Annotated in this window: 20 protein-coding genes and 1 tRNA gene; 9 read left to right on the plus strand and 12 right to left on the minus strand. The window is 66.0% G+C overall.

Going from position 1 to position 22,724, the window contains the following annotated elements; genetic code table 11:
• Nucleotides 1–52: 52 nt before the first annotated feature.
• The 7 genes from ACJ7Z0_RS10660 to urtA form a co-directional block, all read right to left on the minus strand.
• Nucleotides 53–1,609, minus strand: a complete 1,557-nt coding sequence (locus ACJ7Z0_RS10660; protein ID WP_434789842.1) for an alkaline phosphatase D family protein — start codon at nt 1,607–1,609, stop codon at nt 53–55.
• A gap of 172 nt (nt 1,610–1,781) precedes the next feature.
• Nucleotides 1,782–3,038: an MFS transporter gene (locus tag ACJ7Z0_RS10665; RefSeq protein ID WP_434789843.1), complete on the minus strand. Its 1,257-nt coding sequence runs from the start codon at nt 3,036–3,038 to the stop codon at nt 1,782–1,784.
• Between the two features lie 132 nt (nt 3,039–3,170).
• Nucleotides 3,171–3,863, minus strand: coding sequence for an urea ABC transporter ATP-binding subunit UrtE (urtE, locus tag ACJ7Z0_RS10670; RefSeq protein ID WP_434789844.1), 693 nt, complete (start codon nt 3,861–3,863; stop codon nt 3,171–3,173).
• A gap of 510 nt (nt 3,864–4,373) precedes the next feature.
• Nucleotides 4,374–5,252, minus strand: a complete 879-nt coding sequence (gene urtD, locus ACJ7Z0_RS10675) for an urea ABC transporter ATP-binding protein UrtD (RefSeq protein ID WP_434789845.1) — start codon at nt 5,250–5,252, stop codon at nt 4,374–4,376.
• Nucleotides 5,249–6,472, minus strand: a complete 1,224-nt coding sequence (gene urtC / locus ACJ7Z0_RS10680; protein ID WP_434789846.1) for an urea ABC transporter permease subunit UrtC — start codon at nt 6,470–6,472, stop codon at nt 5,249–5,251. Before urtC ends, urtD begins: the two co-directional genes overlap by 4 nt.
• Nucleotides 6,469–8,016 carry an urea ABC transporter permease subunit UrtB gene (gene urtB / locus ACJ7Z0_RS10685; RefSeq protein ID WP_434792646.1) on the minus strand — a complete coding sequence of 516 codons (1,548 nt, stop codon included), beginning with the start codon at nt 8,014–8,016 and terminating at the stop codon, nt 6,469–6,471. The genes urtC and urtB overlap by 4 nt, the downstream gene beginning before the upstream one ends.
• 195 nt (nt 8,017–8,211) lie before the next feature.
• Nucleotides 8,212–9,480, minus strand: coding sequence for an urea ABC transporter substrate-binding protein (urtA, locus tag ACJ7Z0_RS10690; RefSeq protein ID WP_431128501.1), 1,269 nt, complete (start codon nt 9,478–9,480; stop codon nt 8,212–8,214).
• Nucleotides 9,481–9,706: 226 nt separating this feature from the next.
• Between urtA and ACJ7Z0_RS10695 the strand changes: the two genes are divergently transcribed.
• Both ACJ7Z0_RS10695 and ACJ7Z0_RS10700 read left to right on the plus strand, forming a co-directional pair.
• On the plus strand, nt 9,707–10,321 hold the full coding sequence (locus ACJ7Z0_RS10695) for a nucleotidyltransferase domain-containing protein (protein WP_434789847.1): 615 nt from the start codon (nt 9,707–9,709) through the stop codon (nt 10,319–10,321).
• Nucleotides 10,305–10,733 (plus strand): hypothetical protein, encoded by a 429-nt coding sequence (locus tag ACJ7Z0_RS10700; RefSeq protein ID WP_434789848.1) that lies wholly within the window; start codon nt 10,305–10,307, stop codon nt 10,731–10,733. Before ACJ7Z0_RS10695 ends, ACJ7Z0_RS10700 begins: the two co-directional genes overlap by 17 nt.
• Here ACJ7Z0_RS10700 and ACJ7Z0_RS10705 read toward each other — a convergent pair.
• Together ACJ7Z0_RS10705 and ppk2 are read right to left on the minus strand one after the other, a co-directional pair.
• Nucleotides 10,730–11,794, minus strand: coding sequence for an extracellular catalytic domain type 1 short-chain-length polyhydroxyalkanoate depolymerase (locus tag ACJ7Z0_RS10705; protein WP_434789849.1), 1,065 nt, complete (start codon nt 11,792–11,794; stop codon nt 10,730–10,732). The genes ACJ7Z0_RS10700 and ACJ7Z0_RS10705 overlap by 4 nt on opposite strands.
• Before the next feature lie 49 nt (nt 11,795–11,843).
• Nucleotides 11,844–12,761: a polyphosphate kinase 2 gene (gene ppk2, locus ACJ7Z0_RS10710; protein WP_431132156.1), complete on the minus strand. Its 918-nt coding sequence runs from the start codon at nt 12,759–12,761 to the stop codon at nt 11,844–11,846.
• A gap of 155 nt (nt 12,762–12,916) precedes the next feature.
• On the opposite strand from ppk2, the gene ACJ7Z0_RS10715 reads away from it, so the two are divergent.
• The 7 genes from ACJ7Z0_RS10715 (at nt 12,917) to ACJ7Z0_RS10745 (ending at nt 19,288) form a co-directional block, all read left to right on the plus strand.
• The gene (locus ACJ7Z0_RS10715) at nt 12,917–13,978 is read left to right on the plus strand and encodes a transporter (RefSeq protein ID WP_434789850.1); all 1,062 of its coding nucleotides are present in this window, start codon (nt 12,917–12,919) and stop codon (nt 13,976–13,978) included.
• A gap of 96 nt (nt 13,979–14,074) precedes the next feature.
• Entirely contained in the window at nt 14,075–14,932 is an 858-nt protein-coding gene (locus tag ACJ7Z0_RS10720) for a 3',5'-nucleoside bisphosphate phosphatase (RefSeq protein ID WP_434789851.1), read from the plus strand.
• Nucleotides 14,929–15,906 (plus strand): DMT family transporter, encoded by a 978-nt coding sequence (locus ACJ7Z0_RS10725; protein WP_434789852.1) that lies wholly within the window; start codon nt 14,929–14,931, stop codon nt 15,904–15,906. The genes ACJ7Z0_RS10720 and ACJ7Z0_RS10725 overlap by 4 nt, the downstream gene beginning before the upstream one ends.
• 18 nt (nt 15,907–15,924) lie before the next feature.
• Nucleotides 15,925–16,560 carry an L-threonylcarbamoyladenylate synthase gene (locus ACJ7Z0_RS10730; protein WP_307641132.1) on the plus strand — a complete coding sequence of 212 codons (636 nt, stop codon included), beginning with the start codon at nt 15,925–15,927 and terminating at the stop codon, nt 16,558–16,560.
• Nucleotides 16,561–16,603: 43 nt separating this feature from the next.
• Nucleotides 16,604–17,275 (plus strand): site-2 protease family protein, encoded by a 672-nt coding sequence (locus ACJ7Z0_RS10735; RefSeq protein WP_434789853.1) that lies wholly within the window; start codon nt 16,604–16,606, stop codon nt 17,273–17,275.
• 11 nt (nt 17,276–17,286) lie between these two features.
• Nucleotides 17,287–18,615, plus strand: a complete 1,329-nt coding sequence (locus ACJ7Z0_RS10740) for a tryptophan--tRNA ligase (protein WP_434789854.1) — start codon at nt 17,287–17,289, stop codon at nt 18,613–18,615.
• A 70-nt stretch (nt 18,616–18,685) separates the two neighbouring features.
• Nucleotides 18,686–19,288: a response regulator transcription factor gene (locus ACJ7Z0_RS10745; protein ID WP_369654971.1), complete on the plus strand. Its 603-nt coding sequence runs from the start codon at nt 18,686–18,688 to the stop codon at nt 19,286–19,288.
• A gap of 245 nt (nt 19,289–19,533) precedes the next feature.
• Here ACJ7Z0_RS10745 and shkS read toward each other — a convergent pair whose 3' ends face one another.
• From shkS to serS, 3 genes are all read right to left on the minus strand, one after another.
• A complete protein-coding gene (gene shkS, locus ACJ7Z0_RS10750) occupies nt 19,534–20,949 on the minus strand; it encodes a surface-behavior sensor histidine kinase ShkS (RefSeq protein WP_431128472.1) in 1,416 nt (471 codons plus the stop codon).
• A 258-nt stretch (nt 20,950–21,207) separates the two neighbouring features.
• Nucleotides 21,208–21,297: transfer RNA gene (locus ACJ7Z0_RS10755), tRNA-Ser, on the minus strand.
• Between the two features lie 60 nt (nt 21,298–21,357).
• Nucleotides 21,358–22,689: a serine--tRNA ligase gene (gene serS / locus ACJ7Z0_RS10760; protein WP_434789855.1), complete on the minus strand. Its 1,332-nt coding sequence runs from the start codon at nt 22,687–22,689 to the stop codon at nt 21,358–21,360.
• Nucleotides 22,690–22,724 lie beyond the last annotated feature (35 nt).

A 22,724-nucleotide genomic window follows, 5' to 3' on the forward strand; every position in this document is an offset into this window, starting at 1 on the left:
GCGGCGGCCATCATAGACACGGCCGCGCAAACCTGCTGGCACCCCCGATATTTCAGGTGGCTTCGAGATGCACGCCGGGCGCGCCGCGCTCCACCGCAAAGCGGGCCATCGGCGCGACGGCGCTGTCTGCGGATTTCTCGTCTTCCACGGCGCGGAACTCGACCGTGCAGCCGCGCGCATCGAACGCCATGTGCGCATAGCCGCGCTTGTCGCCCCGGCCGTAGCGCAGGTGGTCGTTCTTGGCGAGCAGGTTGGTCACGTTGGCGGCGCTGGGCCCTTCGGAGGTGATGGCGCCGCCGACGAATTCGGTCGCCACCGCCGGGCCTTGCGGCTCGCGGCGCAGATCGGCAGCCCAGAAGGCGTGCACGTCGCCGCTGATGACCAGCGCATCACCGCCGCGCGCCTTGTTGGCGGCCAGGCTGTCGAGCAGGCGCGCGCGGGACGCGGCGTAGCCGTCCCAGCCGTCCATCCAGTAGCCGTGCTCGGGGCCGCGCTTGCGGTCGGCCTCGGCCAGCAAGGTGGGCTGCGCAATGACCGTCCAGCGCGCGGGCGGCGCGGCCAGTTCGTTCGCGAGCCAGGCTTCCTGCTTCTTGCCCAGGAGGCTGCGCTCCGGCGCGAGTCGGTCGGCACAGTCGGCCAATGGCGATGCACTGCGGCCGGCCAGGCAGGCGTGGTGCGAGCGGTACTGCCGCCCATCGAGCAGGAACACGTCGAGCATGCGGCCGAAGCGATGGCGCCCGTAGATGGTGGCCGCGGCACCGGTCGGCCGCATGCTGGCGGGCACGGGCATGTGCTCGTACCACGCCTGGTAAGCCGCGGCGCGGATGGCAAGAAACTGCGCGGGGTCGATGGCGCGCGGCGACACGTCGTCGGTGTAGTCGTTGGCCACCTCGTGGTCGTCCCAGGTCACGAGCCAGGGGAACGCGGCATGCGCGGCCTGCAGGTGCGGGTCGGTCTTGTAGAGCGCGTAGCGGTCGCGAAACTCGCCCAGCTGCGTGGGAATGCCGCCCTGGTGGCGGCGCACATGGCGCGAGCCCCATGAGCTTTCGTAGATGTAGTCGCCCAGGTGCACGACGAAGTCGAAAGGCTGCGCGGCCATGTCGCGGTAGGCGGCGTAGTAGCCCTGCTCGAACTGCTGGCACGACGCGAAGGCAAAGCGCAATGGTTGCAGCGCGGCATCGGCTTCGGCCGGCGCGGTGCGGGTGCGGCCGACGGGGCTTCGCGCGCCTTCGGCCGTGAAGCGATACCAATAAGGCCGGCCGGGCGCGAGGCCCCGCACTTCGGCATGCACCGAATGCGCGAGCGCCGCAACGGCCGTGGCCCTGCCCTCCGCAGCAATGCGGGCAAAGTTTTCGTCGTGCGCCACTTCCCAGCGAACGTCGACCGATGCGTCGCCCATGCCGCCGCCCTGCAGCGGATCGGGCGCCAGGCGCGTCCACAGCACCACGCCGTCGGGCCTTGGGCTGCCCGATGCCACGCCGAGCGTGAAGAGTTCGCGCGAACTTTGTTGTTGCGCGTTCAGCCGGAGGAACGGATGGCCCAGCGATGCAGCCGCCATCCCGCTGAGCAGCAGGCGGCGGCGGCGCGAGACAGGCTGGGCCGCCCTCATGTCTTTTCGCGCGCGGCCAGGGCCAGGTCGGAGCGGTCGGTGGTGATCTGGCGCACGGGCATGGTGAGCCATTGTGCAATTTCCTCGCGCGGGTCGATGACCCAGGCGCTCACCGTCGGGTGCGGCCGGGCACTGCGGCCACGCAGCGCGCCAGCGAGTTTGCGCGTTCGATCTACGAAGCGCTCGGCGCGCGCTGAGCGGCGTCGGGCCGCTCGCTGGCGCGTGCACTCGCCACCGCCCACCAGAACACACCCATGCCGGCCAGCGCCAGCAAGGCGCCGACCCAGCCGGTCGACGTCCAGCCCAGGCCCGCGGCAATGGCCACGCCGCCGAGCCATGCACCGAGCGCATTGGCCATGTTGAAGGCCGAGTGGTTGAGCGCGGCGGCGAGCGTCTGCGCGTCGCCGGCCACGTCCATCAGGCGAATCTGCAGGGCCGGGCCGATGGCGACGGTGGTGCCGATGAGGAACACGTTGAACGCCGCGGTAAAGACGTTGTGCGCCGCGAACGTGAACACGGCGAGCACCAGCGCCGCATAGACGAGCAGGCCGCCGATGGTGCGCATGAGCGACTTGTCGGCCAGGCGCGAACCGACGAGGTTGCCGGCGACCATGCCCAGGCCGAACAGCGCAAGCACGAAGGGCACGCCGCCCAGCGGCAGGCCCGCCACCTCGATCAGCGTGGGCTTGATGTAGCTGAACACCGAGAACATGCCGCCGAAGCCGATGGCGCCGATGCCGAGCGTGAACCACACCTGCTTGCGCTTGAGCGCGCCCAGTTCGCGCCAGGGGCTGGCACCTGCGGGCGCCGCAAGGTCGGGGATGTCGCGGCGCAGCAGCACCACGGCAATGAGTGCGATGACGCCCACGAACACGAAGGCCGCGCGCCATCCGAAAAGCTGGCCGAGCCAAGCGGCAATGGGCACGCCGACCAGCGTGGCGCCGGTGAGCCCCAGCATCACGAGGCCCACGGCCCGCGCGCGGCGCCCCGGTGGCGCCAGCGTGGCCGCCACGAGCGCGGCAACGCCGAAGTAGGTGCCGTGCGGCAGCCCGGTCGCAAAGCGCAGCAGGTTGAGCGACATGTAGCCCGGCGCCATGGCGCTGGCAAAGTTGCCGGCGGCAAACACGGCCATGAGCGCAACCAGCAGTGCGCGGCGGCGCCAGCCCGCGGCGAGCACCGCGAGCACTGGCGCGCCGATCACCACGCCGAGTGCGTAGGCGCTGATGACGTGGCCGGCCTGCGGGATGGTGACCGCGATGTCTTTCGCGACCTCGGGCAGCAGCCCCATGATCACGAATTCGCCGGTGCCAATGGCAAAGCCGCCCACGCCGAGGGCCAGCACGGCCCGCAGGAAGTCGACGCGCGATGCGGAAGAGGAAACGGAAAGATCGGTATCCGCGCTGTCCAGCGCGGGCGGGGAGGCGTTCAAGGCCAGGCTCCTGGGAGGGTGCCCGGCGGCGACGGGCAGAGGCCTGATTTTAGGGTAAACCCTGAATTTTTGCTGATACAGCCATGCTGTCCGGCTGGTACCGCCGTGCCGGACGATGGCCGGCCGGGATGCTTAGATCGCCACGAGCTGGCGCACGCCCTGCGCTTCCATGTCCTCGCCGAGGCCGCGCGCGATCACTTCGCCGCGCTCCATCACGAGGTAGTCGTCGGCCAGCTCCTGGGCAAAGTCGTAGTACTGCTCGCACAGCACGATGGCCATGTCGCCGCGATCGGCCAGCATGCGGATGACACGGCCGATGTCCTTGATGATGCTGGGCTGGATGCCTTCGGTCGGCTCGTCCAGGATCAGCAGCTTGGGCTTGGGAGCCAGCGCGCGTGCAATGGCCAGCTGCTGCTGCTGCCCGCCCGAAAGGTCGCCGCCGCGGCGGTTGATCATCTGCTTGAGCACGGGGAACAACTCGAACAGTTCCGCCGGAATGGGCGTGCTGCCGCTCTTGTAGGCTAGGCCCATGCGCAGGTTCTCTTCGACCGTGAGGCGGGCAAAGATCTCTCGGCCTTGGGGGACAAAGCCGATGCCCGCTCTTGCTCTTTCATACGGCGTGGCCTTGTGGATCGGCTTGCCTTCGAGTTCGATGCTGCCGCTCTTGATGGGAACGAGGCCCATCAGCGACTTGAGCAGCGTGGTCTTGCCCACGCCGTTGCGGCCGAGCAGCACGGTGACCTTGCCGAGCGTCGCCTCGAAGCTCACGTCCCGAAGGATGTGGGAGCCGCCGTAGTACTGGTGGATGTTTTTTACTGTCAGCATTTTGGGGACGCCTTCCTTTGTCTTTGTTGGAGGCGCCCGGGGTGCGGCACGGCGCGATCGGCCCCACTATGCCGGCCCTTCGGGCTCCCCTGCGGTGCTCGCATTTCGCGGGGTCTCGCAGAACTCGCTTCGCTCAAACAGCTGCGAGCCCTGATCCGCGAAACGCTGCGCTCCTCGGCGGCACAGAGGGGCCGCCCACACCGCGCCGCACCCCGGGCGCTGGCCGTGGCGTTAATGCCGCCTGCCCTCACCCCAGCCCTCTCCCGAAGGGAGAGGGAGGAAGTCAGGGGGTACACCATGGCTCTGTCCACGGCGATGGGGGTTGAGCCCTTGGGTGGCCGTTGAGGCACCGCCGAGCAGCGCAGCGACGGGCGGATCAGGGCTCGCAGCTGTTTGAGCGAAGCGAGTTCTGCGAGACCCCGCCCGTCGCGAGCAGCGCAGGGAAGCCCGAAGGGCCGGTGACGTCGGCCGCCCAAGGGCTCAACCCCTATCGACGCACCCCGAACAGAATCAGCGACCAAGATAGACCTCGATCACGCGCTCATCAGCCTGCACCTCGTCGAGCGTGCCTTGCGCCAGCACGGAGCCGTCGCACAGCACCGTGACAATCTCGGAAATTGTTCGGATGAAGCTCATGTCGTGCTCCACCACCATCAGCGAATGCTTGCCCTTGAGCGTGAGAAACAGCTCTGCCGTGCGCGCCGTTTCCTCGTCGGTCATGCCGGCCACGGGCTCGTCGAGCAGCAGCAGCTTCGGGTCCTGCATCAGCAGCATGCCGATCTCGAGCCACTGCTTCTGGCCGTGGCTCAGGTTGCCGGCCAGGCGGGACACGCTGTCGGCCAGGTGGATGGTCTGCAGCACTTCGGCGAGCCGGTCACTCTGCGCGGAGTCGAGCCTGAACAGCATCGACGCGCGAACGCCCTTGTTGGTCTTGAGCGCGAGTTCGAGGTTCTCGAACACGGTGAGATGCTCGAACACCGTCGGCTTCTGGAACTTGCGGCCGATGCCCAGCTGCGCAATGTCGGCTTCGCGATGGCGCAGCAGGTCGATGGTGCTGCCGAAGAAAACCGTGCCTTCGTCGGGCCGCGTCTTGCCGGTGATGATGTCCATCATCGTCGTCTTTCCCGCGCCGTTCGGTCCGATGATGCAGCGCAGTTCGCCCGGCGCAATGTCGAGCGACAGCTTGTTGATGGCCTTGAATCCGTCGAAGCTCACGCTCACGTCTTCGAGGTACAGGATGCGGCCGTGTGTCACGTCGACCTCGCCCGGCGTTGCAATGCGGCCGAAATCCGCGGAACGGCCGCCGGACTCGGTGCTGCCGCTCATGTAGGGCATGCCCGCGGCGCGGGCGGCGCGCTCGGCGCCGGCTTCCATCAGGTCGGGCGTCATGCGCGCGCTCCCTTCACCTCGGCGGCCAGCGGCGCGTGCAGCGCCTCCGGCTCCACGCCTTGCGCGGCGGCCATGGCGCGCTGCGCTTCTTCTCGGCCGGCGCTTGGCGCGGTCTTCTCGCGCGACAGCCATTTCTTCACCAGCCCCACGATGCCGTTCGGCAAGAACAGCGTGACGGCAATGAACAAGGCACCCAAAAAGTACAGCCAATACTCGGGGTACGCCACCGTCAGCCAGCTCTTTGCGCCGTTGACGATGAAGGCGCCGATGATCGGACCAATGAGCGTGGCGCGCCCGCCCACCGCAGCCCAGATCGCGATCTCGATGGAGTTGGCCGCGCTCATCTCGCCCGGGTTGATGATGCCGACCTGCGGCACGTACAGCGCACCCGCCACGCCGCACATGACGGCCGAGATGACCCAGATCGTGAGCTTGTAGGGTAGCGGGTTGTAGCCCGAGAACATCACGCGCGTTTCGGCATCGCGGATGGCCTGCAGCACGCGACCGAACTTGCTGCCGATGAGCCACCTGGCAAACAGGAAGAAGCCGAGCAGCGTGGCGCCCGTGAGTGCAAACAGCGTCATGCGCATTTCTTGCGTGGCAATCGGAATGCCCAGGATGCGCTTGAAATCGGTAAAGCCGTTGTTGCCGCCGAAGCCCGTCTCGTTGCGGAAGAACAGCAGCATGGCCGCGAAGGTCATGGCCTGCGTGATGATCGAAAAATACACGCCCTTGATGCGCGAGCGGAACGCGAAGAAGCCGAACACGAAGGCAATGAGGCCCGGCACCGCAACGATGAGGATGAGCGTGGCAACGAAGCTGTCGCTGAAGGTCCAGTGCCAGGGCAGCGTCTTCCAGTCGAGAAACACCATGAAGTCCGGCAGGTCGCTCTTGTAGTTGCCGTCGCGGCCGATCTGGCGCATGAGGTACATGCCCATCATGTAGCCGCCCAGCGCAAAGAAGAGGCCGTGGCCCAGCGAGAGAATGCCGGTGTAGCCCCAGATCAGGTCCATGGCCAGCGCGCAGATGGCGTAGCACATGATCTTGCCGACCAGCGCCACCGCGTAGTCGCTCATGTGCAGCGGGCTGCCCGCCGGCACCACCATGTTGAGCACCGGCGCCACGGCGCACACCACGATCAGCGTGACGAAGAAGGCTGTCCAGCCCTTGCCGCTCAAGAGCGGTCCTTTGGTTGGCAATACGACCTTGTTGTTGCTCATGCCTCTGCGCTCCGGCCCTTCATGGCGAAGATGCCCTGAGGTCTCTTTTGAATGAAGATGATGATGAAGACAAGCACCGCGATCTTCGCGAGCACCGCGCCCGCCCAGCCTTCGATGAACTTGTTGAGAATGCCCAGGCCCATGGCCGCATACACCGTGCCCGCGAGCTGGCCGACGCCGCCCATCACGACCACCATGAAGCTGTCGACGATGTAGCTCTGGCCGAGGTCGGGGCCGACGTTGCCGATCTGGCTCAGCGCACAACCCGCGAGGCCGGCAATGCCGGAGCCGAGCGCGAAGGCGTAGGTGTCGATGCGCGCGGTGTTCACGCCCATGCAGGAGGCAATGGGCCGGTTCTGCGTCACGCCGCGCACGAACAGGCCGAGCCGCGTGCGGCCGATGAGCCAGCCCATTGCAAGCAGTACCAGCACTGCGAAGATGATGATGCAAATGCGGTTCCACGGCAGCGTGACGTTGCTCAGCATGGTGAAGCCGCCGCTCATCCAGCCGGGGTTTTCCACGCCGACGTTCTGCGCGCCGAACAGCGAGCGCACGAGCTGCTGCAGCATCAGGCTGATGCCCCAGGTGGCAAGCAGCGTTTCGAGCGGCCGTCCGTAGAGAAAGCGGATCACGCCGCGCTCGAGCACCGCGCCCACCAGCGCCGAACTCAGAAACGCCACCGGAATGGCCGCCACCAGGTACCAGCCGAAGGCCGCTTCGGGCATGTAGCGCTGGAAGATGCCTTGCATCACGTAGGTGGCGTAGGCGCCGATCATCATCAGCTCGCCGTGCGCCATGTTGATGACGCCCATGAGGCCGTAGGTGATGGCCAGGCCGAGGGCGGCGAGCAGCAGCACCGAGCCCAGGCTGATGCCGCTGAACACCGCGTTGATGCGGTCGCCCCACACCAGCGAGCCGTCGATGCTGGCAATGGAAGCGACGATGGCGGCCTTGACGTCCGCTTCGGTTTCGTCAGCGAGCCGCTGGTTGAGCAGCAGCTTGGTGTCGGGGCTGCTGTTGGCGCCGAGCTCCTTGGCCGCGGCAAGGCGCCTGGCCTTGTCCGCGCTGGTGAGCATGCTGGCGGCGCGCACCAGTTCCAGCTGCGCCTTGATGCCGGGGTTGGTCTCGGCGGCCAGCGCCTTTTCGACCATCGGAATGCGCGATTCGTCGGGCTCCTTGAAGAGCGCCTGCGCGGCTTCGGCGCGCACCGCATCGTCCTTGCTCGTGAGCTTGAGCACGGCTTGCGCGGCATCGAGCGCGCCGCGCATGAGGTTGTTGTTGACCACGTCCTCGGCCGTGTCGGGCACCTTCAATTCGGCGCCGGTCACGGGGTCGTAGCCTTTGTCGTCCTTCATCACGAAGACTTTGTCTTCGGAATACTTGACCGCGTCCTCGGACATGGCCTGGATGAATGCGGCGGTCTTGTCGTCGGCCGTGAGCACGGCCTTGTTGAGCGCGGTGATGCGCGATTCGGATTCGCCCGAGGCGATGGCCTTGGCTTCGTCGGCGGTCAGCGCGTGGACGGCCGATGCCATGAGCAGCATGGCGGCGAGTGCGCAATGAAGGGATCGTCGAAGCATGGTGAATGAGATCGTGTTGCCCCCTCTCCCCTTGGGGAGAGGGTTGGGGTGAGGGCGGGCAGCCTTCCAACAGACACGGCGGCCAGATCGACCGCCGTTGCCCTCACCCCCGCCCTCTCCCCGAGGGGAGAGGGAGCAAGAGAGGGACTTGCCGACGAATTACAGCGACTTGCCAGCCGGCTGGTCAGGCTTCTTGTCGTTGCCTTCGATGTACGGGCTCCACGGCTTGGCCTTGACCGGGCCCGGCGTCTTCCACACCACGCTGAACTGGCCGTCGGCCTTGATCTCGCCGATGAACACGCTCTTGTGCAGGTGATGGTTCTTCTCGTCCATCTTCGACACGATGCCCGAGGGCGCCGTGAAGGTCTGGCCGGCCATCGCCGCGATCACCTTGTCGGTGTCGGTGCTCTTGGCCTTCTCGACGGCCTGCTTCCACATGTGGATGCCGATCCAGGTGGCTTCCATCGGGTCGTTGGTGAGCGGCTTGTCCTTGTGGCCGGCAATGTTCTTGGCCTTGGCGTAATCGCCCCACTGCTTGATGAACGCCGTGTTGGTCGGGTTCTTGATCGACATGAAGTAGTTCCATGCGGCCAGGTGGCCGACCAGCGGCTTGGTGTCCACGCCGCGCAGTTCTTCTTCACCCACCGAGAAGGCCACCACCGGCACGTCCTTGGCCTTGAGGCCGGCGTTGCCGAGTTCCTTGTAGAACGGCACGTTGGAGTCGCCGTTGATGGTCGACACCACGGCCGTCTTGCCGCCGGCCGAGAACTTCTTGACGTCGGCGACGATGGTCTGGTAGTCGCTGTGGCCGAAGGGGGTGTACTTCTCGTCGATGTCGGTGTCCTTCACGCCCTTGCTCTTCAGGTAGGCGCGCAGGATCTTGTTGGTGGTGCGGGGGTACACATAGTCGGTGCCCAGCAGCACCCAGCGCTTGGCGCCGCCGCCTTCCTTGCTCATCAGGTAGTCAACGGCCGGAATGGCTTGCTGGTTGGGCGCGGCGCCCGTGTAGAACACGTTCTTCGACAGCTCTTCGCCTTCGTATTGCACGGGGTAGAACAGGAGGCCGTTCATTTCCTCGACCACCGGCAGCACCGACTTGCGCGACACCGAAGTCCAGCAGCCGAAGATCACCGACACCTTGTCCTGGCCGAGCAGCTGCTTGGTCTTCTCGGCGAACAGCGGCCAGTTGGAAGCCGGATCGACCACCACGGGCTCGAGCTGCTTGCCCAGCACGCCGCCCTTTTTGTTGATGTCCTCGATGGCCATCAGCACCGTGTCTTTCAACACGGTTTCCGAGATGGCCATCGTGCCCGACAGCGAGTGCAGCACGCCGACCTTGATGGTGTCGGCGGCAAAGGCCGGCGCAGCGGAGATGCTGGCCAGGGCGACGGCGGCGGTAAGCGCCTTGAGTGTGAAACGACGTTGCATGTGGACTCCTGCTCCAGGGTGGTTGAAACCTTTGTCGCCGGCTGGCCGGACGATGGAAGGGAGTCTGCGGATTCGCCCGCCCGCGAGAAATACGCCGGGTGGCGTACACGGAGGTACTCAGGGCGGCCGACCTGCAATTCGGCTCGGCCACACACTCTTTCTACGCGCGTGATCCTCGTGGCAAAAACCCATTTTGGGCTTTAAAATGCCCAAAATGGGTAAGTTCTTGTCGCCCGCCGCGCAGATCGAGAGGCCCGCCAGCTTGGCGGATGCCCTGTTCACGACCACCCAGCAACGCGTGCTTGGCTATCTCTTCGGGCAGCCGGACCGCAGTTTCTTTTCCACCGAATTGATCAAGCTCACCGGCGCAGGCTCCGGCGCGGTGCAGCGCGAGCTCAAGCAATTGACCGACAGCGGCTTGCTCATCACATCACGCGTGGGCAACCAGAAGCACTATCAAGCCAACGCCGCGGCGCCGATCTACGACGAGTTGAGCAGCATTGTTCGCAAGACCTTCGGCCTCGCAGGTCCGCTGCGCGAAGCCTTGGAACCGCTCGCCGCAAAAATCGAAGCCGCCTTCGTATTCGGCTCGGTGGCCAAGAACAGGGATACGGCCTCCAGCGACATCGACTTGCTGCTGATCAGTGAAGAACTTGCGTATTCGGACCTGTTTCTCGCCCTCGATGCAGTGTCGGCACGTCTTGGCCGTACAGTGAACCCGACCATGTTCACAAGAAAAGAACTGATGCGAAAGCACAAAGACGGCGAGTCGTTCGTGAAGCGCGTCATGGAACAGCCCAAGCTCTGGGTCATCGGTGACGCGCATGCCCTCCCCGCTTGAAAACCTGTGCGGCCCGACCAAGCCGCTCACCGCAGAACCCCCGGATGCTCGCGAATTCGCGGGCCTGCTGCGTTCTGGCCTTGCACGCCTGGCGGATGCCCAGGTGATGCAACTCTCCGTCGAGGGCCGATTCGATCTCGCATACAACGCCGCGCATGCCATGTGCCTCGCAGCGCTGCGTTGGCATGGCTATCGGTCGAGCAACCGCTTCATCGTCTTCCAGGTGTTGCCCCATACGTTGGAGTTGGGACCGGAGGTGTGGAGGGTATTGGCCAAAGGCCACGAAATACGAAACCTCGGCGAGTACGAAGGCAACCTGAATGTGGATGAGCGCATCGTCCGCGATCTGATCGCAGCATGCGAGCGCGTAGCCTCGAAGCTCTCTGAACTGCCGCCGCCCAGGCTGGACTAGGCATTCGCGGCCGAAATCAAACTTCGGGCCTCGCGCTTGAATTGGGCCACCGCAAAGGCCCAGACCATGCGCGTCGCATCGGGCCCTCCCGGGTCGCTGAAAAGCAGCCGGGAAGCGCCGCCGCTCCACGCGTGCCCCAGGCGCTCAATTTCGCACAGCGTGACCACCGCGCGGCCTTTGCGCCGGAACTCGGTCACCTGCATGGGGTGCCGCTTGCCGCGTTGAAGCGTGCGCGGCGTCCCCGGCTTGGCACCCAGGGCCGTGGCCCATACGGCCGCGCTGCTGACGGCATTGCTCGGCGCCACCACGGCATCTGCGGTGCCATGCAGCACCAGCATCGGCGGCAAGGTTGCAAAGACGGCAGCCGCGCCCATCGCCTTGCCGACCGCGGTGGACGGCATGGGCGGCGTGTGCTGTCCGCGCATCGCGCCAAGGGCGGTGGCCGAAGACTTTGCCGCACCCGGCGCCACGCCCGAATGCATGACCACGGCGCGAAAGCGCAGCGGGTAGCGCGTGGCCAGCAGCGCCGCCATGCTGGCACCGGCCGAAAGGCCGGCCAGTGCAATGCGCTCGCGGTCGACCGGATACAGCACGCAGGCCTGGTCGATGGCCGCCATCAACGTGGCGGCCTCGGCATCGGCCTTGCCCGAGCGGCGCTCATACCAGTTCCAGCAGCCTTGGGGATGGGCCAGCCTGTCTTGCTCCAGGTACAGCACCAGGAAGCGCTGCCGCACTGCCAGCGTATTCATGCGCGTGCTGGCCGCAAAGTCGCGCCCCGTCTGGCCACAGCCGTGCAGCATGACCATGAGCGGCAGCTTTTCGCCGGGCGCGAGCTTCAGGTCGACGGGACGGAACAGGTGATAGCCGCGTGCACCGCCGGGGCCCAGCGCCATGCCGCTGAGCCAGTCGCCCCTGCCGGGCGGCGGCTTGAGCCGCTTGGCGGTGGCGCGCTGCACCTGGCCCGTCACGCGCTTGCTGTTGCTGAGCGTGAGTTTGGTGAGTGCCTTCAGGTTGCGCTCGTAGGCGCGGGCGAACAGGGATGCAGTGGAACGACGGACCATGGGCGCAGTGTGAGGGCAAAGCGCCGGCCGGCCAAACGGCCGCGAGGCCTCAGTAGATTTCCGGCACGATCATGTCGGCCGGCACGGGCTGGCGCAAATAGTCCGCATGGCGCTCGCGCGCCGGCAGGTCGACCGGCGGATGCGGCACCTCCTGGTAGGGCAGCTGGCCCAGCAGGTGGCTGATGCAGTTCAGCCGTGCCTTCTTCTTGTCAACCGCCTGCACCACCCACCAGGGCGCTTCGGGAATGTGCGTGCGCTCCAGCATGATCTCCTTGGCCTTGGTGTATTCCTCCCAGCGGCGGCGGCTTTCGAGATCCATGGGGCTCAGCTTCCATTGCTTGAGCGGATCGTGAATGCGGCCGAGAAAGCGCATGTGCTGCTCGTCGTCGGTGATGGAGAACCAGTACTTGATGAGCTTGATGCCCGAGCGCACCAGCATCTTCTCGAACTCCGGCACGGTGCGGAAGAACTCTTCGTATTCGTCGTCGCTGCAAAAGCCCATCACGCGCTCGACGCCGGCGCGGTTGTACCAGCTGCGGTCGAACAGCACCATTTCGCCGGCGGCCGGCAGGTGCGCGGCATAACGCTGAAAGTACCACTGCGTGCGCTCGCGGTCGTTGGGGGCGGGCAGCGCGGCCACGCGGGCCACGCGCGGGTTCAGGCGCTGGGTGATGCGCTTGATGACGCCGCCCTTGCCCGCCGCGTCGCGGCCTTCGAAAAGAATGACCACCTTCTGCTTGCTGTGCTGCACCCAGTCCTGCAGCTTCACGAGCTCGCCCTGCAGGCGGAACAGCTCCTTGAAGTAGGCCTGGCGAGCAGCCTTGTCGGTTGTTTGCGCCGCGGGGTCGAGCCCGTCGATGTTGCGGTCCTCGATCTCCAGCTCTAGCTCTTCGTCATAGCTGTCGATCAGGTCGCGGGCGATGCGTTGCATCAGGTCTTCGTGGTCTGGAAGTGCGCTCGTCAGCATCATGGCAAGGAGAAGAGGTGTGGGGTAGAACAAAGCATGCTGCCCGCCGCATATGACCATCGCGTGACAACCTGCAATCCGCCGACACGAAGTTGTCATAAATGGCGAACACCATCCGGGACACACCCTTTTGTCTTTCCTGATCCACACGCACCTTGCCGGCACTCCATGACCTGGCCGCCAATTCGTACGGCGGCGACGAAGCCGGGCTGATCTGCGGCTACCTGTTCGACGCCGATGCGCCGGAGCCTGTGCGGGCCATCGATTCGGCGCAGGCTGCGGCCTGGCTGGATACGGGTGCGGTACAGGACGGCCCCATCGCAGCGCCGGGCCGCGCGAGTTCCCCCGCATTCCTCTGGCTGCACTTCAACCTGAGCCACGCCCAGGCCGAGCGCTGGCTGTTGCGCCATGCGCAGCTGTCCGACACCTTCTACGAAACGCTGCACGAGGGCCTGCCCTCCACGCGCATCGAGCGTGCTGACGATTCGCTGATAGCGGTCATCAACGACGTGCACTTCGAGTTCAGCTTCGAGCCCTCGGACATCTCGACGCTCTGGATCAGCGTGGGGCCGCGCCTGGTGGTCACGGCGCGCGCCAAGCCGTTGCGCTCGGTCGATGCGCTGCGCACGGCGGTCAAGGCCGGGGACGCGCCGCGCTCGAGCACCGAGCTGCTCGAGCACCTGCTGCGCGCGCAGGCCGACGTGCTGGTGAAGATCGTGCGCGGCGTCACTTCGCGCATCGACCGCATCGAGGACGAGCTGCTTGCCGGCCGGCTCGACCACAAGCGCGCGCGGCTCGGCGTGCTGCGCCGGCTGCTGGTGCGGCTGCAGCGCCTCTTGGCGCCCGAACCCGCCGCCCTCTTCCGCCTGCTGCAAGGGCCGCCGGGCTGGATGGCAGAGCCCGACGTGCAGGAGCTGCGCGGCTCGACCGAAGAGTTCTCGGTGGTGCTGCGCGACATGCAGGCACTGCAGGAGCGCATCAAGCTGCTGCAGGAAGAAATTGCCGCCAACGTGAACGAGGACAACAACCGCAGCCTGTTCGTGCTGACGGTGGTGACCGTGCTCGCGCTGCCGATCAACATCCTCGCAGGCCTGTTTGGAATGAACGTGGGCGGCATTCCGCTGGCGGAGCACAAGCACGGGTTCTGGATCGTGGTGGCAATCGTTGCCAGCTTTACCGCTGTGGCCGCCTGGACGGCATTCCGCAAGAAGCGCTGAGGCGCATCGGCAGGCGCAGTAATGCTATTTATTTAATAGCAACCACAATAGCATCCATGCGCCTGCATCGATTTCCAGACCCAATAGAATGACGTTGTGTCCACCATTCTCAATGCCGATCTGCACTGCCATTCCGTGGTCTCCGACGGCACCCTGACGCCCGAGGAACTGGCCGCGCGCGCGGCAGCCAACGGGGTCGAGCTCTGGGCGCTCACCGATCACGACGAGGTCGGCGGCCAGTACCGCGCAGCCGCCGCGGCACGCGCCAACGGCATCCGCTATCTCACCGGCACCGAGATCTCGGTGACCTTCGCCAACGAGACGGTGCACATCGTCGGCCTGGGTTTCGACCCCGCCGACGCCGCGATGACACAGGGCCTCTACGACACACGCGGCGGCCGCGGCAAGCGCGCGCAGGAAATGTCCGAGGGGCTGGCCAAGGTCGGCATCCACGGCGCCTACGAAGGCGCGCTCAAGTTCGTCGGCAACCCGGAGCTGATCTCGCGCACCCACTTCGCGCGCTTCCTGGTCGAGCAGGGCCACTGCCGCGACACGTCCGAGGTGTTCCGCAAGTACCTGACCGAAGGCAAGCCCGGCTACGTGCCGCACCGCTGGGCCTCGTTGAAGGATGCGGTGCACTGGATCACGGCCGCCAAGGGCATGGCCGTCATCGCGCACCCGGGGCGCTACAAGTTCACGGCGAACGAGGAATACGCGCTGTTCCTCGAATTCAAGGCGCATGGCGGGCAGGCGATCGAGGTCGTCACCGGCAGCCATACGACGGCCGAATACGTCGAGTACGCCGACAAGGCGCTCGAGTTCGATTTCGCCGCTTCGCGCGGCAGCGATTTCCACAGTCCCGACGAAAGCCACTGCGATCTCGGCAAGCTGCCACCGTTGCCCGGTGCGCTCACGCCGGTGTGGGAACTGCTCAGCGACCGCATCCAGCAGTGAGCCAGACCCACGGGCCCGGCACCGACAGCGCGGCAACGGCGGCACTGGCGAGCGCCCGCGCCGCGTCGCGCCAGGCGCGCGACACCGAATCCGGACGCATCCTCGCGGGCATCGGCCTGGTGCTGGTGGCGGTGGCCTGCTTTGCCACGCTCGACACCGCCACCAAGACGTCCACCGCCGCCGTGCCGATCCTCATGGGGGTGTGGTTCCGCTATGCCTTCCAGGCGGTGGCCACCACGGCGGTGCTGCTGCCGCGGCACGGCACCGCGCTGCTGCGCACGCAGCATCCGCGCTACCAGCTGCTGCGCGGCGCGCTGCTGCTGGTGTCGAGCACGCTGGCCTTCCTGAGCCTGCGCTACATGCCGCTGGCCGAGTTCACGTCGATCGTGCTGGTCGCGCCGCTGGTCATCACGCTGCTCGCGGCCACCACGCTCAAGGAGCATGTCTCACCGCTGCGCTGGGTGCTGGTGGCGGGGGGATTCATCGGCACGCTGGTCATCCTGCGGCCGGGCGGCGGTGCATTCAGCTGGGCCGTGCTGCTGCCCGTGGGGCTGGTGCTGACCAATGCGTGGTTCCAGGTGCTCACGAGCAAGCTGGCGCAAACCGAGAATCCGCTGACCATGCATTTCTATACCGGCTGGGTCGGCGCGCTGATCGCCTCGCTCACGCTGCCCTTCGTTTGGACGGCGCTGCCCTCGTGGCACTGGTGGGCCTTGCTGTGCCTCATGGGTTTCATGGGCACGGTGGGGCATTTCATTCTCATCCTGGCCTACCAGCGCGCGCCGGCCTCCACGCTCACGCCGTACCTCTATGCGCAGATCGCCTTTGCCATGCTGGGCGGCTGGCTTGTCTTTTCGCACGTGCCCGACCGCTTCTCGCTCATCGGCATGGCGATGATCGCCGTCTGCGGCGCTGCCGGCGCCTGGCTCACCGTGCGCGAGCGCCGGGTGCCCATCGAACCGGCGGAATCCTGATCAGGAGCTTTTTTCTTCATGGCCCAGTACTTCGAAGTCCATCCCGACAACCCCCAGCAACGCCTCTTGAAGCAGGCGGCGGCGCTGCTGCAGCGCGGAGAGATCGTGGCCGTGCCCACCGATTCGAGCTACGCGCTGGCCTGCCATCTGGACGACAAGGACGCGGTCGACCAGTTGCGCCGCATCCGCCAGGTCGACGAGAAGCATCACCTCACGCTGATCTGCCGCGACCTGAGCGAGCTGGCCAACTACGCGCGTGTGGACAACAAACAATACCGGCTGCTGAAAGCCGCCACGCCCGGGCCCTACACCTTCCTGCTCGAAGCCACCAAGGAGGTGCCGCGGCGCGTGAGCCACCCGCAGCGCAAGACCATCGGCCTGCGCGTGCCCGACCACAAGGTGCTGCTCGAACTGCTGATGCTGCACGGCGCGCCGCTCCTGGCCACCACGCTGATCGCGCCGGGAGAAACCGAGGCGCTGAACGACGCGCAGACCATTCGCGAGCGCTTCGAGAAGCAGATCGGCGCCGTCATCGACGCGGGCGCCTGCCCTTCGCAACCCACCACTGTGGTGGACCTCACGCCCATGGGCTCGGGCGACGATCCGGTGGTGGTGCGGCAGGGCCGCGGCGCGCTGGCGGTGCTCGGCCTCTGACAAGCGGCACCGAAGCTTTCACTCTGTCTGACACAATCGCACAGTGGATATTTCCAACCTGATACAGACGGTACTTATTTACGCACTGCCCGTGGTCTTCGCGATCACGGTGCATGAGGCGGCGCACGGCTATGTGGCGCGCCATTTCGGCGACAACACAGCCGAAGTGATGGGCCGCGTCACGCTCAACCCGATGAAGCACATCGACCCCATCGGGACCATCCTGATGCCGCTGATGCTGTACTTTGCCACTTCTGGAGCCTTTCTTTTCGGATACGCCAAACCGGTGCCGGTGAACTTCGAGCGCCTGCGCCATCCGAAGCGCGACATGATCTGGGTGGCGCTGGCCGGGCCGGCATCGAATTTCGTGCAGGCCATTCTTTGGGCGCTGGTGCTGGTCGGGCTCATTGCAACCGGCGTGGATGAAACCTTTTTCATCAAGATGGCGCAGGGCGGCGTGCTGGTCAACCTCGTGATGTGGGCTTTCAACCTATTTCCGCTGCCTCCGCTGGACGGCGGCCGCGTGCTCGCGGGCCTGCTTCCCAACGGTGCGGCGCAGAATTTCCTGGCGCGCATCGAGCCCTTCGGCTTCTTCATCGTGATGGGCCTGGTGCTCGCGGGCATCGTCAGCACCTTCTGGCTGCGTCCGCTGATGGACGTCGGATACACCGTCATCAACCTGCTTATCTCACCGCTCACGGCTTTGCTGCGTTAAGTTCCTCTCCCATGGCTACGTCTTCTTCCGCTCCCCTGCGCGTCCTGACCGGCATCACGCCGTCCGGCACGCCGCACCTCGGCAATTACGTCGGCTCGATCCGCCATTCGGTGCGGCAGAGCGTCGCGCCGGGCGTCGAGAGCTTTTTCTTCCTGGCCGACTACCACGCGCTCATCAAGGTGCAGGAGCCGGCACTCATCCAGCGCTCGACGCTCGAGATTGCCGCCAGCTGGCTGGCCTGCGGACTCGATCCGGAACGCGTCACCTTCTACCGCCAGTCGGACATTGTCGAGATTCCCGAGCTGACCTGGTTCCTCACCTGCGTGACCGGCAAGGGCGTGCTCAACCGCGCCCATGCCTACAAGGCGCAGCTCGACAAGAACATCGCCAAGGGCGAAGACCCGGATGCCGACGTGACGGCCGGCCTCTTCATGTACCCGGTGCTGATGGGCGCCGACATCCTGATGTTCAACGCGCACAAGGTGCCCGTGGGGCGCGACCAGGTGCAGCACATCGAAATGGCGCGCGACATGGCGCAGCGCTTCAACCACCAGTACGGCGAGCACTTCACGCTGCCCGAAGCCGAGATCGACGATGCGGTGGCCACCCTGCCTGGCCTGGACGGCCGCAAGATGAGCAAGAGCTACGGTAACACCATTGCCATGTTCGCGCCGCGTGCGCAGCTGCAAAAGCAGATTGCCAGCATCGTGACCGACTCGCGCGCGCCCGGCGAACCCAAGGACACAGAGGGCTCGGCGCTGTTCCAGATCTACCAGGCCTTTGCCACCGCCGAAGAAACCGAGGCGCTGCGCAAGGCTTATGCCGAAGGCATCGGCTGGGGCGACGCGAAGCAGATGCTGTTCGAGCGCATCGACCTCGAAGTGGCGCCGCTGCGTGCGCGCTACGAAGCGCTGATGAACGACCCGGCGGAGATCGAGCGCATTCTGCTCATCGGCGCCGAGAAGGCCCGCAAGCTGGCCCGCCCCTTCATGGCCGAGCTGCGCCATGCCGTGGGCCTGCGCAACCTCGCGGCGGGCAGCGGCAAGGACGGCGCCCGCAAGGCCAAGGTTGCCAAGCCGAGTTTCAAGCAGTACCGCGAGCGCGACGGGCTGTTCTATTTCAAGCTGCTCGATGCGCACGGCACCGCCCTGCTGCAGAGCCGCGGTTTTGCCTCGCCGCAGGAAGCCGGCCGTGCCATTGCCGCCTTGCAGCAGCAGCGTGGCGCGGCATTGGCCACGCTGGCCGACCGGCTCGAGCCGGCCGGGCCGGAAGAATTACGCGCCGCGAACGAGGCGCTGGAGGCACTGGCGGAAGCAACAGCCCCTACCAACGGGAGTTGATCCGGCAATATCCATCGGCTACCCGCCGAGGAAGACGAAAGAAGACGGTGCGATCACTAAGGAAGAAAACATGAGCATTTATGTCATCGACGACCACCCCCTGATGCGCGACGCCATCGTGATGGTGTTGCGGCGCCTGCGGCCGGCCGAGAATATCGTCGAGCTCGAGCGTCTCGACAAGCTCGCGAGTTCGGTCCAGCAGCGCGGTGCGCCCACCCTCTTCTGCCTGGACCTGAAGCTGCCCGACACCAACGGCGTTTCGGGCGTGGTCGCGGTCAAGCAGGTCTACCCCAACGTGCCGATCGCCGTGTATTCGGCGGCGCCGGCCGGGGACATGGAAGACGCCTGCATCGAAGCGGGCGCCGACACGTACATCGAGAAGTCGGCCAGCTCGGCCGAGCTGACCGCGGCCCTGCGCGGCCTGCTGATGGCCGGCTCCGAAGAAGGGGAAGAGCCCGCGCTGGCCAGCAACAGCAAGCTCTCCAAGCGCCAGACGCAGCTGATTGCCATGCTCGACAAGGGCATGAGCAACCGCGACATCGCCACCGACCTGGAGATCAGCGAGCACACGGTGAAGGTGCACCTGTGGCGCCTGTTCCGCCGGCTGGGCGTGAAGAGCCGCACGCAGGCGCTGCACTATGCGCGTACCAATGGGTTGATTTCAAGCAACTAGGCTCGCCCCCAGTCTGCGCGCACTTCGTGTCGCTTCGCCAACCCCCTACCGGGGGCAACACCAGAGGCCCGGCGAAGCCGGTTCCTCGGTAGAGCTTGGCTCTCCCCCAGTCTTCGCGCACTTCGTGTCGCTTCGCCAACCCCCTTCCGGGGGCAACACCACCGGCCCGGCAAAGCCGGTTCCGCGGTGTTTCTGGAAGGAATCAAACCGCGCCTCGTGCGCGGTTTTTTATTGGGGCAAGGGTGTCAGCCGCCGGAGGCGCTGACGCGGGCTTGGGCGACGGCTTCGTCGGCGTCGTGCAGTGCGACGCGAAACACGCTGCCGCTGCCGAGGCGGGAGCGCACGCTGACGGGGTGGCCGAGGACGTGCGACAGGCGGGCGACGATGGCAAGGCCGAGGCCGAAGCCGTCGGAGGTGCCGGCGTGGTCGGCGACCTTGTAGAACTCCAGGAACACGTCGCGCAGGTGTTCGGGCGCAATGCCGATGCCGGTGTCCCACACCTCGATGCGCAGGCCGTCGCGCGTTTGCCGCGAGGCCAGCAGCACGCCGCCGTCGGTGGTGTACTTGATGGCGTTGGCAAGCAGGTTGCCGATCATGCGGCGCACGCGGATCGGGTCGGTGAGGAAGCTGCCCTCGGTCACGTGCACGCGAAAATCGAGGCCGCGGCTTTCGGCCACGGGGCGGTACTGCAGTTCGAGGTCATGGAGCAGCTCGGCCACGTCCACGCGCTCGATGTGCAGCCGCACCTGGCCCGAGTCGATGCGCGCCAGATCGAACATGGAGTCGAACAGCGCGTTCACGGCATGCGTGGCGCGAACGATCTTGGGCGCGAGTTCCAGCACCAGCTCCGGCTCGTTGCGCAGCCAGTCGGCGTACAGGGACAAGGCCAGCACGGGCTGGCGCATGTCGTGCGCGGCGCTGGCCAGGAAGCGGTTCTTCATGGCCACGGCCGCCACCGCGGCCTGCCGCTGCTGCGTGAGCGACTTGATCAGGATGTGGTTGTGGAACAGCAGTTCCAGGCTGTTGCGCGCCGTCTCGTGGATGTGGCGCCCCGCGCGCAGCAGCAGAAACCAATGCAGGATCGGCAAGATCGGCATCAGGAAGCCGTACTGGAAATGCGGCTCCACGATGTTGATGCTCACGAGCCGGATCAGAACCGCTCCGAGCATCGTGATGAACAGCGTATTGACGTAGCGCTTGAGCAGCGGCGGGTGCAGCGCCAGCCCGTTGAGCGGAAAAGTGCCGACGCCGGCCACGATGAGCCAGCTCATGAACTGGTTGACCTGCGGCGTGCGCTCGAAGAACAGCAGGATCGACGCGCCCCAGACCACCGCGCTGGTGCTCCAGATGAAACCGTAGCGCTCGGTGAACTGCTGCTGCGCGGCTGCGCTCCGGCCCGCATAGCGCACGGCATAGACCTTGGCGCCCCAGGCACGGCAAGCGGTGGCAATGAAGCCTGCGGCCAGCCACGTGAGCAACTCCCAGTGCGGGATGTAGCTCCAGTTGAGGCCGACCATCAACGGCATGAGCGCCGCCGAGACCATGTAGGACCCGCGTGCGGACCGCATCAGACTGCGGATCAGCTCGCCGCGTACCCACGATTCAGCTTCATCGGCCGAAGCCGGGACCGGTGTCACGCTCGCGATCGACGCATTGGCCATGTGGCGCTGAGCCCTCTTTTTAGTTTTCGACTACAGGAACCGCCCGCAAGTTGCGGGGAATGAAGAGGTGGCGATCTTAACGGGCGGATGCGGCCTTCCCGGGCATCGGCACGGCACCTTGATGGGCCCTGCGAACGAAGCGCAAAGGCCGGGAAACGAAAGGTATTGTTTTGCCGGCGCGGGCGGCCGAGCGAAGGAAGTCGGCGGGAAGACAGGAAAAAAGACAGGCAAAAAAATAGCCCCTTTGCGGGGCCATTCTGGAGGAGAGGGAGGGATTCGAACCCTCGGTACTATCGCTAGTACGCCTGATTTCGAGTCAGGTACATTCGACCACTCTGCCACCTCTCCGGTGCTGTCGAGCCTGCGATTCTAGCAGACAAAAACGGGGGTTTTGAAGCCCCGGGGCCATCAGCCGCGCAGCAGTTCCTTCCCGCCCAGGTAAGGCCGCAACGCGGCGGGGATGCTGATCGAGCCGTCTTCGTTCTGGTGGTTTTCGAGCACCGCCACCAGCGTGCGGCCGACCGCCAGGCCCGAGCCGTTGAGCGTATGGACGAGTTCGTTCTTGCCCTGCGCGTTCTTGAACCGGGCCTGCAGGCGGCGCGCCTGGAAGGCTTCGCAATTGGACACCGAGCTGATCTCGCGGTACGTGTCCTGCGCCGGCAGCCACACCTCCAGGTCGTAGGTCTTGGTGGCGCCAAAGCCCATGTCGCCGGTGCACAGCAGCACCACGCGGTACGGCAGCTCCAGCGCCTGCAGCACGGCCTCGGCGTGGCCGGTCATCTGTTCGAGCGCTTCGTAGCTCTTCTCGGGGTGGACGATCTGCACCATCTCGACCTTGTCGAACTGGTGCTGGCGGATCATGCCGCGCGTGTCGCGGCCCGCGCTGCCGGCTTCGGAGCGGAAGCACGGCGTGTGGGCCGTGAGCTTGATCGGCAGCTGCGCCTCGGCCACGACCTCGTCGCGCACGAAGTTGGTCAGCGGCACTTCGCTGGTGGGAATGAGGTAGAGCGCCGAATGGTCGGGCGCGGGTTCGCCGTCCTGGCCGCCCTTCTTGGCGGCGAACAGGTCGCCTTCGAACTTGGGCAGCTGGCCAGTGCCGCTCAAGGTGGCGGCGTTGACGATGTAGGGCACGTAGCACTCGGCATAGCCGTGCTTCTCGGTCTGGATGTCGAGCATGAACTGCGCGAGCGCTCGGTGCAGGCGGGCAATCGGCCCCTTCATGACGGTGAAGCGCGAGCCCGCGAGCTTGGCGCCCATCTCGAAGTCGAGCCCCAGCGGCGCGCCAAGGTCCACATGGTCCTTTGGCGTGAACGCCAGCGGCGCGGCATTGGCGCCGGCGCCGCCCTGGGGGCTCCAGCGGCGCATTTCGACATTGGCGGTTTCGTCCTCGCCGACCGGCACGCTGGCATGCGGCAGGTTGGGCACCGCGAGCAGCAGCGCCTGCAGTTCGGGCTGGATTTCTTCGAGGCGCCTGGATTGCGATTCCTGCTCGGCCTTGAGCGCGTTGACTTCGGCCATCAGCGCATCGGTCGATTCGCCCTTGGCCTTGAGCGGGCCGATCTGCTTGTTCAGCGTATTGCGGCGGGCCTGGATTTCCTCGGTGCGGGTTTGCAGCGTCTTGCGCTCGGCCTCGAGCGTGGTGAACGCCGCCACGTCGAGGTAGGGCTGGTTTTTCTTGCGTTTTTCGAGGCCGGCGACGGCGGAGGCCAGGTCCTTGCGGAGCAGAGTGATGTCAAGCATGGGGGGATTTTAGGTGGGCGTAGCATCTTCCTCCC

It is taken from the genome of Variovorax palleresanus (assembly GCF_051144945.1).
Classification (GTDB): Bacteria; Pseudomonadota; Gammaproteobacteria; order Burkholderiales; family Burkholderiaceae_C; genus Variovorax; species Variovorax paradoxus_S.

Excerpts from the sequence above, each read along its gene's own strand:
- ACJ7Z0_RS10740 (WP_434789854.1), top strand. The coding sequence starts at position 17,287 with ATGGCTACGTCTTCTTCCGCTCCCCTGCGCGTCCTGACCGGCATCACG.
- ACJ7Z0_RS10705 (WP_434789849.1), bottom strand. The coding sequence starts at position 11,794 with ATGGTCCGTCGTTCCACTGCATCCCTGTTCGCCCGCGCCTACGAGCGC.
- ACJ7Z0_RS10745 (WP_369654971.1), top strand. The coding sequence starts at position 18,686 with ATGAGCATTTATGTCATCGACGACCACCCCCTGATGCGCGACGCCATC.
- urtB (WP_434792646.1), bottom strand. The coding sequence starts at position 8,016 with ATGCTGCTCATGGCATCGGCCGTCCACGCGCTGACCGCCGACGAAGCC.
- ACJ7Z0_RS10660 (WP_434789842.1), bottom strand. The coding sequence starts at position 1,609 with ATGAGGGCGGCCCAGCCTGTCTCGCGCCGCCGCCGCCTGCTGCTCAGC.
- urtA (WP_431128501.1), bottom strand. The coding sequence starts at position 9,480 with ATGCAACGTCGTTTCACACTCAAGGCGCTTACCGCCGCCGTCGCCCTG.
- ACJ7Z0_RS10700 (WP_434789848.1), top strand. The coding sequence starts at position 10,305 with ATGCCCTCCCCGCTTGAAAACCTGTGCGGCCCGACCAAGCCGCTCACC.
- ppk2 (WP_431132156.1), bottom strand. The coding sequence starts at position 12,761 with ATGCTGACGAGCGCACTTCCAGACCACGAAGACCTGATGCAACGCATC.
- urtE (WP_434789844.1), bottom strand. The coding sequence starts at position 3,863 with ATGCTGACAGTAAAAAACATCCACCAGTACTACGGCGGCTCCCACATC.
- urtD (WP_434789845.1), bottom strand. The coding sequence starts at position 5,252 with ATGACGCCCGACCTGATGGAAGCCGGCGCCGAGCGCGCCGCCCGCGCC.
- serS (WP_434789855.1), bottom strand. The coding sequence starts at position 22,689 with ATGCTTGACATCACTCTGCTCCGCAAGGACCTGGCCTCCGCCGTCGCC.
- urtC (WP_434789846.1), bottom strand. The coding sequence starts at position 6,472 with ATGAGCAACAACAAGGTCGTATTGCCAACCAAAGGACCGCTCTTGAGC.
- shkS (WP_431128472.1), bottom strand. The coding sequence starts at position 20,949 with ATGGCCAATGCGTCGATCGCGAGCGTGACACCGGTCCCGGCTTCGGCC.
- ACJ7Z0_RS10730 (WP_307641132.1), top strand. The coding sequence starts at position 15,925 with ATGGCCCAGTACTTCGAAGTCCATCCCGACAACCCCCAGCAACGCCTC.